Genomic DNA, 17604 nt, shown 5'->3' on the forward strand with positions numbered 1-17604 from the left:
TGGGCCTTAGTTTTCTGTTCAACTGCTTTACTCCTGCCATTGTTATTGATGCGACTCATTTCCGCTAAAAGCGGTTGTACTGCCATATATACGGGCTATGCACGCATTCGTCTGAATGTGCTGCCCCTAATTAAATCCGTACCACTGCGCCTGTAAATGTGAAACACCCATACGGATTGGGTTACCCCATCCTTGGCCTGTTCGGGCTTACACTGGTTGGACTGAGCCATTTCTTCATCGTTAACAACAACCTTGAGTATTAGGTGCTATCTTGCCGCTCTTATCATCCAGACGGGCTATAAGCCCTTGGCACGACCGAGCTGAGCAAGATAGCGATAACAGGGTTAATTGGCTTCATGGCTTATGCCTTGATAAGCGCCGTATTGCGGCGCATAGGGCACTTGCTTGTGCAATAAAATCCACATCAGCCTAGCGAGTCGATGAGCGGTGGCAACCACAGTTGTGCAGATGCTTTTACGGTTTCTTAATTGGGTTATCCACTGATTTAAATCATCATTTTTCTTACTTGCATGGCTGACTACGGTTCTGGCACCGTGAATAAGTTGTTTGCGTAAGTAGCCGTCGCCGCGTTTGGTGATACTGCCATTAATACTCTTATTGCCTGAGGCGAATTGTTGTGGGGTTAACCCTAGCCAGACTGCTAATTCTTTAGCGCTATTAAAGGCTTGCCCTGCACCAATGGCAGCGGCAAACGCTGAAGCGATAATGGGGCCAACACCTGGAATACTTAATAAGATTTTGCCATTAGGGTCTTGCTCTACCAGCTGTTTTATCAGGCGGTTAATGCGGTCTAAGCGGGTACTCACAGTCTGGTATTCATCCCAGAAATCATTGGCCATTAACTTGATGATAGGCCGCTGTGACTCATCGTTAATGATGTCCCACATGGCTCGCTCAAACGCACTGTGACCTTGTGGAAAACAAATACCGAAATCCACTAACACACCACGAATTTGATTGGTGCAGGCCGTTCTTTGTTTTACCAAGCGCTCTCTGACGCGGTGCAGCATCAATATCTCTTGTTGGGCTTCGGTTTTAATCGGCACAAAGCGAATGTTGGGCCTAAAATTGGCTTCATAAATCGCCATGGCATCATTTTTATCGTTCTTGCTGCCGCGTACAAAGGGCGTGACATGCTGGGCTGGAATGAGCTTAACGTTATGCCCCATGGCAAGAAACTTACGCCCCCAGTAATGGGAAGAATAACACGCCTCAAAGACCACATCACAGACTGGCTGCTGCGACATGAACTCGCTCAGCTGTGTGCGATTTAAGCGTTTGCTGAACACTTGCTTGGCGTGTTTATCCATCCCCAATAGTTGAAATACATTTTTTGCCAAATCAATCGAAATAGTGCTAACTTTCATGGTGGACGCTCCTTAAGTAACTGTATGGTTCAACATCAGTTTGGCGCATTGACGCCGTATTAGGGAGCGTCCATCTCATCATCCAATTTATTTTCCAATGATGGCCGGTTGTATAGTTCAAGGGCTAACATCATGTTATCACGTGATTTCTTAAGTAAAGCTTTAGCAAGGCTAGACTTACATTTATGCCCTAGCTCTTGATAATGCTTACTTTGCGATAACCTTTTTTTAAACTCAACAAACTTGATCTCAAGCGTATTTACAGCTTCAAATTCATCATCGGCTAATTTAACTACAAACTGCGTTATTTGCCCTTTACCGAAGTAGGTGTTAAAGGTATCAGGCTTCCAATTAGTAGCTTTAATTACTTCAGATTTATTAAATTTCTTTGCTGACTTTTGCTTCTCTCTTAGAAATTCGAAGAATTTTTCCTGCGCGGTATTTTTACCCATATTTACATCCTTGTTTGCATCAACAGATAAAGCCTCCCTGCTTTTGAGGTGAAACCTTTACTAATAAATATTATGCGACTAACCGATCAACTGAACTCAATGATTGTGGAGTCTCTAAAGCCCCAAATAATCTCAACTCAAGATAAGAAATTATACTCTCCTACTTTTTCTCAGAACTTTCGACCAAAAAAGCACTAATCATGGAGATGGCTTATGGCTAATCTAGTGAATGTATTTTGTTATGTCGATGTAATTATACTGATTTAGAACTAAATGATGTTTCCAATGCTCACAGGAAGATGTTGGACTAAATGGCTCGAGTTGATTGATTAAATTAGGCTGCAGATATGCTACGCCCAAAAAGACATCGTCCTATTGAACAATCGTAGGTGTCACTCTGGATGTTAGTGCAATGGCCGAGTTCACTGATTAAGCTTTTAAACTAACAGGTACTCAACACTAAAAAGGTGAACTAGGACGCTTTACGAGATGACCGTCCGCCCCATGGACGGGGCGTTCGAGCATCCAAGGATGGACTTGCTGCGTGTCGTCAAGTGAGGTGGCATAGCGAGCCTGTACAGCAGAAAACTACAGAGTATTGCTTGATGTTATCTAGCCGAACATTAATGTGCCAAATGTTAATGGTAGAGCATCTTTTTACTGAACAAGCGGCGTCACTCGGGACGTTAGTGCAATGACCGAGCTCGCTGATTGAACTTATTCCAATACGCTTTGGAGCATAAAAAAGCCTCGCATTGCGAGGCTTTTAAACTATTTAATCTCTCGTCCCAAAATGAGTCTCAAGATCAACGGTAGAATAGTTTAGAACGGGATATCGTCATCCCAACCGTCGTCCAAATCTGGAGTGAAGTTTTGCTGCGGCTGTGCTTGCGGCGCTGGGCGCTGAGCAGGAGCGGCTTGCTGATAACCACCGCCTTGCTGTGGTGCCTGCTGAGGCTTAGGCGCATAGCTAGGCTGCTGCGGTGCTTGCTGTGGCTGTTTATAAGCACCCGCAGCCTGCTGCGGCGCATTGTATTGTTGATTTGGTGTTGCAACTGGGCGCTGAGCCTGTGGTGCAGGAGCTGGAGCGGCATACTGGTTCTGTGCTGGGGCGCTATAGCCACCCTCTTGTGAACCTTGTGAGCCCGCTTGGCTTGGTCCCTGATTTTGGTTACGGCTACCTAGCATCTGCATGCTACCGCTTTGATCGACAACGATTTCGGTGGTGTACTTGTCTTGACCGCTTTGATCTTTCCACTTACGTGTCTGCAATTTGCCTTCTAAATACACTTGCGAACCTTTACGTAGGTATTCACCAGTGATTTCAGCCAACTTACCGAACATGACCACACGGTGCCATTCGGTACGCTCTTGTTGCTGGCCTTGTTGATCTTTCCATGACTCGCTGGTCGCCACTGTAATATTGGCAACAGCATTGCCATTAGGCATGTAGCGTACTTCTGGATCTTGGCCTAAATTGCCTACAATAATGACTTTATTAACACCGCGACTGGCCATCGAAATCTCCTGAATTTCTTGTTACCACTAAATAGTGATTAAACTAATTTTAGCGAAAAATAGACGAATAATAATGATCGTTTTAGATCTAATGTGCAGAGCCTAACACAGCTCGGGCTTTGCTTAAATCGAAATGAGAGTCGACTTTTAAATAAGCCACCTTCTCTTCTAGCACCACCATGGCCTCGACTACGCCCTCAAGCTGAGATAATTGCGCTGCCATACTTAAGGCATGGGGTTTATCGGTAATATGGGCTTCTAGAGTAACACTCTTTAATAGCACAGGTTTTTCCATGCCAAAACTTAAAAACAGCCAAATAACCATCAAGGCACTGGCGACAAAAAACACCCCTTCGGCGCCTAAATATTGATAAGCGCCGCCACCTAACATGCCGCCACAAAATGCGCCTAAAAATTGACTGGTTGAATAGACCCCCATGGCAGATCCCTTCTCGCCTACTGGACTGAATTTGGCGATTAAACTTGGCAGTGAGGCCTCTAAATAGTTAAAGCCGGTAAAAAATAGCACTACGGCGGCACTCAATAACCACAAGTTTTGCGCATATAAGCCCATCAACAACAAAGAAAGCATCATGATAACCAAAGACAGCTGGAACATGGTCTTAGTATTGTTGCGCTTAACCCCTATGATGATCATAGGCACCATAAGCACAAAAGCCGCCACAAAAGCCGGGAAGTACAGCAGCCAATGTTGCTCTTTCACTAAGCCCGCATCCACCAAATTAAAGGGCAGCGCCACAAATACTGCCGTCAGCACTAAGTGCAAAATAAAGATACCGGCATCGAGCCTAAATAATTGTGGGTCCAGTAGCATACGCCTAAGTTTGGCTGGTGCCGCTAAGGTATCCCCTTTGGGAGCCTGTGAAATTGGATTGGGCACTAAGAAGTGCACTATCGCCATGCCCAATACCGCCAGCACTGCGGTCAGCCAGAATATCCCACTTAGGCCTAAATATTGCGCCACTAAGGGCCCGGCCAATAGGGATAATGCGAATGAAAGGCCGATACACATGCCAATAATCGCCATCACTTTAGTGCGCTGTTCATCGCGGGTTAAATCCGCCGCTAAGGCCAATACCGCGGCCGCTATCGCCCCCATACCTTGCACTGCGCGGCCAAAGACCACCCAATAGATGTGATCCGACATGGCGGCGATGATGCTGCCAACAGCAAACAAGACTAAGCCAATTAAGATTATGGGTTTACGGCCATACTTGTCTGACAGTATCCCCATAGGTATTTGCAGCAGGGCTTGGGTTAAGCCATAGGCGCCGATGGCGATTCCCACCCACAAGGGGGAGAAGCCTTCTAAATGCTGACCATAGAGGGCGAAAATTGGCATGATCATAAACAAGCCCATCATTCGCAGGCCAAATACACCGGCAAGGGAAAATGCGACTTTTTTTTCTAGACTCGATAGTCCGTGGTTGGTCATGCAGTTAACCTCTAATTCACGCCTGAAAACTTGATAAAATCTGAATCGCTCATAATCGAGTGGCGCATATTACCACAGGGCGAAGATGTTGCTCAAAAGGAAATATCTATCTTGCGACCCGCTTCATTCTCCACTGAAAAAAATGCCAAAAAACGGCAAAATTTCAGCATAAGTTGTGCGATACTCACAGCCTTGCTTGTGGTACCTATGAGTACCTGTGTTTTTGCCTTCCTTTAAAGCAGCCAAGAGAGTCATTGATGGATAAGATTGAAATACGCGGTGCTAGAACCCACAATCTCAAAAATATTAACCTGACGATACCAAGAGATAAACTCATTGTTATCACAGGCTTATCTGGTTCTGGTAAATCTTCACTCGCCTTCGATACCTTGTATGCAGAAGGTCAGCGCCGCTATGTGGAGTCCTTATCAGCTTATGCTCGCCAGTTCTTAAGCATGATGGAAAAGCCCGATGTGGATCACATCGAAGGCCTAAGCCCAGCGATTTCTATCGAACAGAAATCCACCTCCCACAATCCGCGTTCCACTGTGGGTACTATCACAGAAATTTACGACTATTTACGTTTATTGTTCGCCCGAGTGGGCGAGCCACGCTGCCCAACTCACGGCCAAGCGCTTGCGGCACAAACAGTGAGCCAGATGGTAGACAAGGTGCTGAGCTTGCCCGAAGGCAGCAAACAGATGTTATTGGCCCCCGTGGTCAAGGCCCGCAAGGGTGAGCACGTTAAGTTATTAGAAAGCCTATCGGCTCAAGGTTATATTCGCGCCCGCATCGATGGCGAAGTGTGTGACTTAACTGACCCTCCAACTCTTGAGCTTCACATTAAGCACACCATAGAAGTGGTGGTCGACCGCTTTAAAGTGCGTGAAGACATGAAGCAGCGCCTTGCCGAATCATTCGAAACCGCCTTAGAGCTTTCTGGCGGCATCGCCATCATCGCCTCCATGGAAGCGGACAGCAAAGACGAAGAACTGATATTTTCGGCCAATTTCGCCTGCACTCAATGCGGTTATTCCATGGCCGAGCTTGAGCCCAGAATTTTCTCTTTTAATAACCCCGCCGGCGCTTGCCCTACCTGTGACGGCCTTGGTGTACAGCAGTTCTTCGACCCTGAGCGCATCATTACCGATGATAAGTTGTCTTTAGCGGGCGGCGCCATTCGTGGCTGGGATAAACGCAACTTCTATTATTTCCAAATGCTCACCTCCTTAGGGGAACATTATAAATTTGATGTGGATACCCCTTACGCCAAACTCAGTGACAAGATCAAAAAAATCGTCCTCTTTGGCTCAGGTAAGCAGAGCATCGCCTTTAAATACACCAACGATCGCGGCGATGTCGTCAGTCGCAATCACCCCTTCGAAGGCATACTCAATAACATGGACAGGCGCTATCGCGAGACCGAAAGCAATTCGGTGCGTGATGAATTGGCTAAGTTTATGAATAAGCAGCCCTGTAGTAGCTGCCACGGCTCGCGCCTGCGTGAAGAAGCCCGTCATGTGTTTATCGGCGACATTAACTTGCCTATGCTGACCACTTGGTCAATTGGCGAGGCCACTGACTATTTCAATAACGTCACCTTCGAAGGACAGCGAGCGCAAATTGCCGATAAAATCCTTAAAGAAGTCTGCGACCGCTTAGGTTTTCTGGTCAATGTGGGGCTTAATTATTTAAGCTTATCGCGCTCATCTGAATCACTTTCTGGCGGTGAAGCTCAGCGCATTAGGCTTGCAAGCCAAATTGGTGCTGGGCTTGTAGGGGTGATGTACGTGCTGGATGAGCCCTCTATTGGCTTGCATCAACGAGATAACGAGCGCTTACTGCAAACCCTTATTCATCTGCGGGATTTAGGCAATACCGTCATAGTAGTCGAACATGATGAAGATGCCATTCGCATGGCAGACCACATTATTGATATCGGCCCTGGCGCTGGTGTACACGGCGGCGAAGTTATCTGCGCCGGTAATCTTGAGGACATTATCAATTGCGAAGCTTCCATCACTGGGCAATATATTTCTGGCAAGAAGCAAATTCATGTGGGTGACAAGCGCACCCCCATTGATGAAACCAAGCAGATAAAACTCTTTGGTGCCCGCGGCAATAATCTCAAAAACGTCGACTTAAGCATCCCCCTTGGCTTGTTTACCTGCGTGACCGGCGTCTCAGGCTCCGGCAAATCGACGCTTATCAACGATACCTTCTTTAAAATTGCCCATAGGATGCTCAATGGCGCTACCGTTGATGAACCCTCCCCTTATGATCGCATCGAAGGCATGGAGCAGTGCGATAAAGTGGTCGATATCGACCAGAGCCCCATTGGCCGCACGCCGCGCTCAAACCCTGCCACCTACACAGGTATTTTCACCCCAATACGGGAACTGTTTGCTGGCACCCAAGAATCACGTACCCGTGGCTACTTGGTTGGCCGCTTCTCCTTTAACGTCAAAGGCGGTCGCTGTGAAGCCTGCCAAGGCGATGGCTTAATTAAAGTAGAAATGCACTTCCTGCCTGACGTGTACGTGCCTTGTGATAACTGTAAAGGCAAGCGCTACAACCGCGAAACCTTAGACGTGAAATACAAGGGTAAGAACATTCATGAAGTGCTGCAGATGACAGTGGAAGAGGCGCGTGTATTCTTCGATGCTATCCCCTCTATTGCCCGGAAATTGCAAACTCTGATGGATGTCGGCCTGTCTTATATTCGCCTAGGCCAAAGCGCCACTACCTTGTCTGGCGGTGAGGCTCAGCGAGTCAAACTCGCAAAAGAATTATCTAAGCGCGATACCGGCAAAACCTTATACATTTTGGATGAACCGACAACTGGGCTACACTTTGCCGACATTCAGCTATTATTGGATGTATTACATAGACTTAAATCACACGGCAACACCTTGGTTGTGATAGAGCACAACCTAGATGTGATTAAAACCGCCGATTGGATAGTGGATTTAGGCCCAGAAGGCGGCGCCGGAGGCGGCAGCATTTTGGTCACTGGCACTCCAGAAGAGGTGGCTAAATGTAAGCACTCCCACACGGCGCGTTTCTTGAAGCCATTATTAGAAAATCAAAAGTTAGCAAATCAAAAGTTGGTAAATCAAAAGTTGGCTAGTCAAACTATAGCCAGTCAAAAAAAGCAGCCAAAAGCCAAAGCAAAAAAAGAAACTAAGTCGTAAAAAATCAAACTTGAGTCACAAACTTAGTAACAAATAGTGAGGCGCGATGAAAGGATTTTTGAACATTAACTGTGTTTTCCCATCGCGCGGCGCTAAACGCCATGACCGCTGTTTAGCGCCACTCTTTTTAGCCCCTCTACTGCTGCTATTACTCATGCTAAGTGGCTGCGCCTCCACCCCAAGTTGCAATCAGCCGCTTCACACCCTCTGGGTAGACAAGGCGCAGCTCACCCAAGACTTGCAAGTATTAACCAGCAGTGAATTTCAAGGGCGGAAAACCCGTACTCGTGGCGCTAAACTCACCCAAGACTTTCTAGCAAACCGCTTTAAGGCGCTTAATTTAACCCCTTGGCAAGGCAGTTATCACGCACCTTTCGACTACGGATTTTTATTGTCCAGCCGCTCAGGCGTCAATATGATTGGGGTGATCCCAGCTCAAAAGCCCGCTTCTCGCTGGCGAATTATTACCGCCCATTACGATCATTTAGGCAAGCAAGGCAGCCATTATTATCCTGGCGCCGATGACAATGCCTCAGGCGTTGCGGCGCTGCTGAGCATTGCCGCACAGTGGCAGCGTGAACCTATGGAAGAGGTGAATTTGATGTTAGTGGCGACGGATGCAGAAGAGCCCGGCCTTTATGGAGCCTATGGCTTAGTAGAGCAGTTAAAAACTATGCCTGAAATGCAGATAGAACTGGCGCTGAATTTAGACATGATAGGTCACCCCAGTCGTCCGCACGCCATTTACATGGAAGGCGAGCAAAACTTAACCCATTTTGACACCTTAGCCCCGACCCTGACCCAGCACAGCAAGCTTTGCCTTAAGGTCAATCGCTCCAGAGTCAGAGGCGCTAGCAGCCTTAACATAGATTGGCTTAGGGCCTCTGACCATTATGCCTTCCATAAAGCCAATATCCCCTGGCTTTATTTAGGGGTACCACCACATAAGGATTATCACACTGTGAATGACACCTTAGACACCATAAACCTCGATTTTCTCGGCGCCACCACCGAACTTGCATTCACATTAATCCAACTGCCAGTTGAAAAAATAAAGCCTTCAAGCCTTTAACCATTAAAATAGATGCTATTCAGTGAGCTTGTATAGCTATGCTTGTCAAAAATCAGGCCAGTTTTAATCAATATTTAAAAATATATTCAGATTAGCATAGGCAAGTTTAAGAAACGCTGCTATAATTCACCCTTTCTGCGGGAAATCGACACGGGGTTGATTTTCTGTCTGTGAAACTTCCAGCGCGATATTTTGCGCCATCCACAAGGCTACAACCCAATGTCATCCAATGAAAGAACTTTCCGCGAACTCGGCCTGTCTGAGAATTTGTTGCGTGCTCTTGACGAGCTAGGTTATGAAAACCCTACCCCAATTCAATCTGCTAGTATCGATCCGCTTATGGCGGGTAAAGATATTATCGGTCAGGCACAAACAGGTACAGGTAAAACTGGCGCCTTCGCTCTGCCGTTACTAAATAAAGTGGACATGAAAATCAATGCACCACAGATTTTAGTCCTAGCCCCAACACGTGAACTCGCCGTTCAGGTTGCCGAAGCATTCGGTAGCTACGCTAAACACATGAAAGGCTTCCACGTACTGCCGATTTACGGCGGTCAAAGCATGCATCAGCAATTAAGCGCCCTTAAGCGTGGACCACAAGTGATTGTTGGTACTCCTGGTCGCGTAATGGATCACATGCGTCGTGGCACTTTAAAATTAGATTCATTAAAAGCACTCGTGCTTGATGAAGCTGATGAAATGCTAAAAATGGGCTTTATCGATGATATCGAATGGGTATTAGAGCATAAGCCAAAAGACAGCCAACTTGCCCTTTTCTCTGCCACTATGCCAGAGCAAATTAAGCGTGTTGCTGCTAAGCATTTAACCAACCCAGTGAACATCAGCATTGCTGCTAGCACAACGACAGTTGAATCTATCGATCAACGTTTCGTACAAGTATCACAGCACAACAAACTTGAAGCCCTAGTGCGCGTATTAGAAGTTGAAAACACTGAAGGTGTTATCATTTTCGTTCGTACCCGTAATAGTTGTGTTGAGTTAGCTGAAAAGCTAGAAGCTCGCGGCTATGCTTCATCGCCACTCCATGGCGACATGAATCAACAAGCCCGTGAACGCGCCGTTGATCAGCTTAAGCGTGGCAAATTAGACATTCTAATTGCAACAGATGTTGCGGCTCGTGGTCTAGACGTTGAACGTATTGGTCACGTAGTAAACTACGATATCCCTTATGATACAGAAGCTTATGTTCACCGTATCGGCCGTACTGGTCGTGCTGGTCGTACAGGTATGGCAATTTTGTTTGTGACTAGCCGTGAAATGCGCATGCTGCGCACTATCGAGCGCGCCACCAACAGCCGCATCGCTCCCATGAAAGTGCCAAGCCCTGAGTCAGTGGCAGAGCGCCGTTTGTCTCGTTTAGGCGAGCTAATTCAAGAAACCTTAAATGGTGACTTGGACTTCATGAAGAGTGCAGTTGCCGAATTATGCCAACAGCTAGAAGTTGATACTGATTTACTTGCCGCTGCACTTTTACAGCAAGTACAAGCCGAACGTCCGCTGCAATTACCTGCCATCCAAGAGCGTCAGCGTGATTCTCGTGATGAGCGCAGTGAACGTAGTGGCGAGCGCAGTGAACGTAGTGGTGACCGCGGCGAACGCAGCCAGCGTCCACGTCGTGATGCACGTCCAGCGCCTACTAGCTTTGGTGGCCCAGAAGGCCTTAAAGATAACCCAGACGTGAAGATGAACCGTTATGTTATCGATGTAGGTCGTGATAATGGTGTTGGTGTAGGTAACATTGTTGGCGCAATCGCTAACGAAGCTAACCTAGACAGCCGTTACATAGGTCAAATCCAATTGTACGATCAAGTGACTACCGTTGATTTGCCTGATGGTATGCCAAAAGATGTACTGCAGCACTTACGTAAAGTCCGTGTCTGTGGCCGTGCATTAAACTTGCGTGAAGCAGGCAGTGAAACGTTCGTTGACTCAGGTCGCAGCAGTGCACCACGTAGCGATCGTCCAAGCCGTCCACGTGGCGACCGTCCAGCAGGTGCTGAACGTCGTCCACGTAAGCCAAGAGATAACGGCTAATCAATAGCCCGCGTTTTTAAGGTCAAGTGACGAAAAAAGGAGCCGAAAGGCTCCTTTTTTATCTAGTCAGCGTTTAGTAGCAATCTTATTGACTCTACCACCCAAACTATTTTTGTTATGCAGTGGTCAGCGTCGAAGATAATTAGACATAATTTCAACTATCAACGCTAGATAAATATGCCTATTAAAGTTTTACGTATATCTCACTCTAATAAACATACAAGATAAAATACTTAATAATATAAACAGAGAAATAGAACCTCCTGATGCAGACTCTGAATTAGGCACGATAACCTCTTGAGGTTGACTAGCCTGGCTAAAGGTTGCCATCAATGAAATGTTACTCCCTTTTTCTATAATACAATCTTTATAACTTTTTGTTGGGAAATAGTAAAACTTGTCACTATTGAACTCCCCTGTTGCCAGATCATCATATCCATCATTATTAAAATCAGCAATTGAGGTTGCTGTTAATCCCTCAGTTTTTCTTGTTATAGTGTGCATCGCTGAAAAGGTATTATTCCCTTGGTTGTAATATAGTCCCAAAATTGATGGCCTATAATAGGATGCAAGAATATCTATCAAGCCATTGTTATCCACATCACCGAAAGCAACACCATAACTTGCACCTACTGAATCAACCAATGTTCTAATTACATCCTTTTTATCTATGGTATAAAGTGCAACGTCACCTTTAATTATTTCTGCAGCAACAACAATAAGTTTTTCAGAATCTTCCTGAAGATAAGAGTCAAGTGTCATAGCGGCAGTATCTGACAATTTATTCATAACGGTAAAATTATTATTATCATTAACATAAAGGCTAGTGTTTTCATTTTTTATGCTATTGACTAATTGAAACAAATCACCACTCGTATCGGCTGTGAATGAGGAAATAATTAAATCAGGCTGCTTATCACTATTTATATCTGTAATGGATATTGAATATGGCATTACTCCTTCAATAATAATATCTCGATTGAACTCCATCCCCCCATTACCATTATTATAAAATAATTTAATTTTTGAACTTCCAAATTCAGCAACAGCTAAATCTTGATCTCCATCATTATCCCAATCATAAAAAGCTAACGCTGTAGGATAATTCAAATTCGTCACTACTACATGTTGCTTAAATTCACCTGAGCCATCATTTATTAAAGTGGTAACCTTCCCATTAAAAAGTTGAATTGAGGCCAGATCAATAAACCCATCTCCATTAATATCTGCACTAACTAATGTTTTGGAACCGCCAGTTGTTCTCGTGATAATGGATTCAGTCTCATTTACTATAAGCTGGTCACCAAAATCACACATCTGCCCTGTCCAGCCATAAAAGCTACCATTATCCTTAGGTGTTGCTATCAAAGTATTTAATGGAAGATCATTCTCAATTATGCAATTTACATCACAAGTTATACTCGCTTCAGATGCATTGATTGTTCCCTTTCCTCCTATCTCAATGCTAATAATATCTGCAACGGATGCAGTACTTAAGCTCGATGCCATGAGGCTAATTAAAAAAAACAATTTTGCTTTATTTTTTATCATTGTAAAATCCATATAGTATGTCCTTGTAGAAGCTTGTGTTGTAATCACCATGTGGCTACCGTACAATGATTTGATGATAATGAAAATATTATTTTTAAATTTTACAATAAGAAACAACAAGTTAAACAAAGGAAGTTCTAGTGGTTAGTTTTAAATTAGCTGAATACCTAGTGTACCCAGAGCACAATAAACTGGAGTTGAATGGTGTACAGGTTAAAGTTGAACCTAAAATCATGGAGATTTTATGTTTTTTAATCCAACATCGTGGACAAGTCATAAGCCGTGAATACATTGCTACTAATCTTTGGCCTAACTCTGTAGTTGGACTAGATGTTGTCACCAGGGCAATATTTGAACTTAGAAAAGTTTTGAATGATTCAGCCCAAAACCCAATATTTATCGAGACCATAGCTAAAAAAGGCTATTGTTTTATTTATGATATTAATAATAAAAATAATATCAAAACTCACAAAAAAACAAAAATCAAAAAAAACACTCTCTATGCAATATTAACTACCATGATATTGTTAACATTGGTCTTCTGGCAAAAAAATCTACTCATAACTGATATTAAAGGAAATGAAAAATACCATTCCACAGCTATTACTCAACCAGACACTTATTCTAAAATGCCTAACTTTGGATTATCTAAAAAAATTCTACTTGTACAATCATCATCATCTGAAGACAAACTAAACCAAGTGGTATTAATTGATTCAGCCACCAATAAAAGAACAGAAATAACAAAAAAAGACGCTAACTACCTCTATCCTAAATGGGCCAGTAATGGTGAGGAATTACTTTACTTAAAATGTAAAAGAGAAAAATGCAAGATTATTAAACACAATATAAAAACAGGATTAATGCACACTGTCTTATTAAAAGATAATTATATAATGTCATACGACATATCCAAGTCAAATAAAATCATTGCAATAAACTATCTTCATGAGGGAACCAACACAATAGAGGTAGTGACAATAGATGACAACAGCTCAAATAAAACTTTAATAATACCTAAAGATAAAAATGAAAATCATAGCCTACCAAAATTCAGCTATAACGATGAATATTTGTTCTTTGTTAGCAATATAAAAACAAGAAATCCACACTTAAAAAAATACAACATGAAAGAGCTATCTACCCACAGAGTAAACAAAAATTTTTATTCAATTTTAGATATAGAACCTCATGGAAAAAATGAGTTGTTGATTTCGGGGAAGAAAGATGGCCAATTTTCTATCTGGTCATTAAATTTAAACAAGAATACGTTACTACAAAACCCGAGCAACCCCTTGGGTGAGTTTCAATCTGACTTATCTTCATCAAATTTTGATGCATCGACAATTGTATATAAAAATTGGAAAAGAAACATTATCATTGGCCATTCAGATCTAGGAGGGAAGATTGAAGTTAGTAACAGTAATGCTATCGACATAAATTCAATTTACTCTCGAGAGTTACAAACATTCTACTTTGTATCTAATCGTTCAGGTGCGTTTGAGATTTGGAGTTCTCACCACGGAGAAACACAGCAAATAACACTAGAAAAAGCTAACAGCTTAGGCCAACCTTTATTATCAACTGACTTAAAAAAACTGGCATTTTTGAACAAATCAAATATTTTAGAGCAACTTATAATTTTAAATCTAAAACCTGAAAGTTCTAACTACAAATATGATTTTCCTAAAAACTCATATTTATTAAACTGGTCAAGCAATGGTGAAAATATAATCTATAGTTATATCTCAGATGGACAATACACTTTATCAAGCTTTAATATCAAGTCAAACCAACATACCAAAATAGCCATGAATGCTGGTATGTATGCAAAAGAACAGACCAAAAATAATGATCTGATTTACGTAAATATGTCATCCGGGCACTTAATGAGTCAAAACAAATATGCTGAGGCTAAAAGTATTGTCAATCTATTCGAATTGAATGCTGAAACGTTCCCAAGAGGACTAATGCTGACATCTGATTGGTTGTATTACGTCGTCAAATACGAGAAAAACTCACAAGTAATGCGGTATAACTTAAATACTAAGAAAGTAGAATTTTTTTATCAATTACCCAAAAACAGTGTGGTAACTCAAATTGGCGGAGATGGACACCCGTTCATTATTTATGATCATTTAATTGAAGACAATGCTCAAATTATTTTATTAGAGCAATCACAACAAAATAATACTCAACTTAACAAGGATAAATAGATGCGGTCTAAGGTTAAATTTCGACTCATTTTTATACTTTTTGCCATTATAAGCGTCACTCTCGGAGTGCATTGGACTCCTGAAACCTTAACCACAGAGGTCGATAAGCTAAGCTTAGGCATTATTACTGCCGTTTATTTTGCACTATTACCCTTAGCTTATTGGTATTGCATCATTAAAGTCGGTGAGCAAAAACTGTGGAAACTACTGGTTATTTTCAGCTTAAGCAGCTTGATTGCTCGCCTAAGTTTCCCCGCCGATATTGCCCACTATTTTGAATTTATTGCCTGGCTGCGCTATCCCATTATAGGGGTGCTAATCATCATTGAAATGTATCTTATTGTCAGTATAGTGCGCGGTTTGCTTAAAGTAAGAAACGTTAACGGCGATCCCAGAGTCGGCGTGCTAGAGCTTTATGGTGATGATGAAAAGAAACTCTCTGTTGGATTTATTCTTGCCAGCGAAGCCACCAATTGGTACTACGCCATTCCTTGGTTTTCCCGTCATCACCCAGCTGCCATTAGCTCCATCAACTTATGGAGCGCTAAACCTTGGCACCTATGCTTAATGCTTAGTAGCTGCCTTTTTGCTTGTATTTCTAGTTATTTAATACTGATCAGCTGGAGTCTGCTTGCGGCCATTATCGTATCTTCAATACTCAGTCTAAGCCTTGTTATGCTGGTCGCCAATCATAGGCTCGCTAAGCATTACTCACTGTATTTCCTGCGGAGCAAACTCGTGGTAAACAATGCTATTTGGGGCTTTATGGCGATTGAACTCGATAATATCGACAGCGTAACAGCAAGCCTTAAGCCTAAACACATTGCAGAAGGCGAACTTATGCTTGGCAGAGGCGAATATACCAATATCAGTATCCATTTCAAAAAGCCCCAATGGTACTTTGGCGGCCTAGGGCAACTCACTGAGAAAATTGACACTTTACATTTAAGCGTCAAGAACCCCGAAAAACTTCGCCAAGCGCTCCAAGTACAAAATGAAGAGCAAGCGGCTTAAATCTAAAGCTCGGTGTCAATGAGGAAGCGCTGGAATAGCGTGTCGCATATTATCAAGCTTTAACTTTCAGACTTGTTAATCCAATAGCATGAAAACAGGGACACTTATGTCCCTGTTTTCACTGTAATGCGCAAGCAGATGTTGCTAGGCGTTAGCGATTTTTTTTAATTGATGGTCATGAGGTAGGCTCAAGAATACTAGCGCACAAATCGCCCCCAAGAGTGCCAGCGCCATGTCGGACTGAGTGTCCCACACGTAGCCTTGGGTGCCTAAAAATGCTTCCGCATTCTCACCTGTGGCCAAGGCAACCCACCATTCAATTAATTCATAAAATGCGCTAAAAGCTAAGCTGATGGACACTATGATGTAATTAAGCCAAGCCTTGCTGTTCACCACGCTTTTACGCAATAGGATTTCTCTTGCCAATAGCGCAGGCACGAAGCCTTGGAAGAAGTGACCCACTTTGTCGTAGTTGTTTCTTTCGGCGCCAAAGAGACCATCGAAAAAAGGCACTTCCGCATAGGTGTAATGGCCGCCAATCATCAAGACTAAGCAATGGAGCAGAATAAACCCATACAGCAAAGGTGTGAGCCGAAACGACTTATAGGTCACAGCCAACAATCCTGCGCCAATCAGCGCCGGCGCCACCTCAAGAAACCAAGTAAATTGATCTTTTGGGTTGATACCAGACCAAACTAGCGTGGCGGTAAAAATGACTATCCATAGAATGTTAATTTTCTTACTGCTCATGTCCATTGCGCTCTTGCTCCAAAATATAAATGCCCAATACCTGATACTTAAAATCTTAGCTTGCGACAGCCAAACTTCCAACGCGCTTAAGCTCAGCTTTTAATCTAAAAACTCAGGAAGTTAATGCAGAAGCCAGAGCTGCCATACTAGTGACTCTAAGCCTTGCTTGTAAAGCGTTTAAATAGCCCAAAGCCAGCATCACAAGCAAGGATGACAGTCTGATGCCCAAGCAGCGTTTTACGATTGCTACTTCTGCTCATTAGCCCATGCTTCAAGAACGGAAAGTGAACTATGCCTTTATCTGGTTAGTGATATTCTCCATGCAGCTCACTGCTGATTGGCTCACGCCTGACAGCTGAAAGAAACCATGAATGACACCTAAATATCGCTGGCAATATGCCTCGACACCTGCGGTCAGCAATGCCCTGTAAAGCTGTTCGCCTTCATCTCTTAATGGATCAAATTCCGCCGTAACTATGTAGGTCGAAGGTAGGCCACTAAAATCAGCTTGATCCAAAGGGTAAAGCTCTGGGTTGGCGCTATGCTTAGCCTTGTCACCCATATACATAGCAAAGCCTGATAGCAACATGTTAGCCGTGATGATGTAATCACTACCGTTGGCAAGATAGCTTGGTGACTTGCCATCGGGATCCAGCATGGGGTAAATCAATATTTGTTTTTGCGGCAACCAATTTTGCTGATTTCTCAACCTAAGCGATGTTATCAAGGCTAATTGAGCACCTGCGCTATCACCCACAAATATAATCCTGTCTGTATTGCCAAATTTTGAACCCGATTGTTTGATGGCCAATGTGGCTTTATACACATCATCGTGCGCCGCTGGGTAAGGGTATTCTGGCGCAAGTCTATATTTAAAAAAAATAAATCAGGCCAGCCATGTTAAAACAACAACATAATGCCATTTGCATTTGCGATAA

12 protein-coding genes are annotated in these 17604 nt (G+C 43.5%); 5 read left to right on the plus strand and 7 right to left on the minus strand.

Features of this window, described 5'->3' with window-relative positions; genetic code table 11:
• Window positions 1-344: 344 nt before the first annotated feature.
• The 4 genes from SDEN_RS17200 to SDEN_RS17215 form a co-directional block, all read right to left on the minus strand.
• Window positions 345-1388 carry an IS110-like element ISSde11 family transposase gene (locus tag SDEN_RS17200; protein ID WP_011494663.1) on the minus strand — a complete coding sequence of 348 codons (1044 nt, stop codon included), beginning with the start codon at window positions 1386-1388 and terminating at the stop codon, window positions 345-347.
• A 59-nt stretch (window positions 1389-1447) separates the two neighbouring features.
• Window positions 1448-1840: a hypothetical protein gene (locus SDEN_RS17205; protein WP_011497732.1), complete on the minus strand. Its 393-nt coding sequence runs from the start codon at window positions 1838-1840 to the stop codon at window positions 1448-1450.
• Between the two features lie 822 nt (window positions 1841-2662).
• Window positions 2663-3358, minus strand: coding sequence for a single-stranded DNA-binding protein (gene ssb / locus SDEN_RS17210; protein WP_011497733.1), 696 nt, complete (start codon window positions 3356-3358; stop codon window positions 2663-2665).
• 88 nt (window positions 3359-3446) lie between these two features.
• Window positions 3447-4814, minus strand: a complete 1368-nt coding sequence (locus tag SDEN_RS17215) for an MFS transporter (RefSeq protein ID WP_011497734.1) — start codon at window positions 4812-4814, stop codon at window positions 3447-3449.
• Window positions 4815-5071: 257 nt separating this feature from the next.
• On the opposite strand from SDEN_RS17215, the gene uvrA reads away from it, so the two are divergent.
• The 3 genes from uvrA (at window position 5072) to SDEN_RS17230 (ending at window position 11135) form a co-directional block, all read left to right on the plus strand.
• Window positions 5072-8008, plus strand: a complete 2937-nt coding sequence (gene uvrA, locus SDEN_RS17220; RefSeq protein WP_011497735.1) for an excinuclease ABC subunit UvrA — start codon at window positions 5072-5074, stop codon at window positions 8006-8008.
• 46 nt (window positions 8009-8054) lie between these two features.
• Entirely contained in the window at window positions 8055-9080 is a 1026-nt protein-coding gene (locus SDEN_RS17225) for a M20/M25/M40 family metallo-hydrolase (protein WP_011497736.1), read from the plus strand.
• A 219-nt stretch (window positions 9081-9299) separates the two neighbouring features.
• Window positions 9300-11135: a DEAD/DEAH box helicase gene (locus SDEN_RS17230; RefSeq protein WP_011497737.1), complete on the plus strand. Its 1836-nt coding sequence runs from the start codon at window positions 9300-9302 to the stop codon at window positions 11133-11135.
• 192 nt (window positions 11136-11327) lie between these two features.
• On the opposite strand, the gene SDEN_RS17235 is transcribed toward SDEN_RS17230, so the two are convergent.
• Complete coding sequence (locus SDEN_RS17235; protein WP_011497738.1) at window positions 11328-12698, minus strand: FG-GAP repeat domain-containing protein; 1371 nt, start codon at window positions 12696-12698, stop codon at window positions 11328-11330.
• Between the two features lie 128 nt (window positions 12699-12826).
• Here SDEN_RS17235 and SDEN_RS17240 point away from each other — a divergent pair, with 128 nt between their 5' ends.
• Both SDEN_RS17240 and SDEN_RS17245 read left to right on the plus strand, forming a co-directional pair.
• Entirely contained in the window at window positions 12827-14902 is a 2076-nt protein-coding gene (locus SDEN_RS17240) for a winged helix-turn-helix domain-containing protein (RefSeq protein ID WP_011497739.1), read from the plus strand.
• Window positions 14903-15916: a hypothetical protein gene (locus SDEN_RS17245; protein WP_011497740.1), complete on the plus strand. Its 1014-nt coding sequence runs from the start codon at window positions 14903-14905 to the stop codon at window positions 15914-15916.
• A gap of 144 nt (window positions 15917-16060) precedes the next feature.
• Here SDEN_RS17245 and SDEN_RS17250 read toward each other — a convergent pair whose 3' ends face one another.
• Both SDEN_RS17250 and SDEN_RS17255 read right to left on the minus strand, forming a co-directional pair.
• On the minus strand, window positions 16061-16672 hold the full coding sequence (locus SDEN_RS17250) for a DUF2238 domain-containing protein (protein ID WP_011497741.1): 612 nt from the start codon (window positions 16670-16672) through the stop codon (window positions 16061-16063).
• Window positions 16673-16955: 283 nt separating this feature from the next.
• Entirely contained in the window at window positions 16956-17549 is a 594-nt protein-coding gene (locus tag SDEN_RS17255; RefSeq protein ID WP_083759664.1) for an alpha/beta hydrolase, read from the minus strand.
• Window positions 17550-17604: the final 55 nt, after the last annotated feature.

This window comes from Shewanella denitrificans OS217 (assembly GCF_000013765.1).
GTDB classification, from domain to species: domain Bacteria; phylum Pseudomonadota; class Gammaproteobacteria; order Enterobacterales; family Shewanellaceae; genus Shewanella; species Shewanella denitrificans.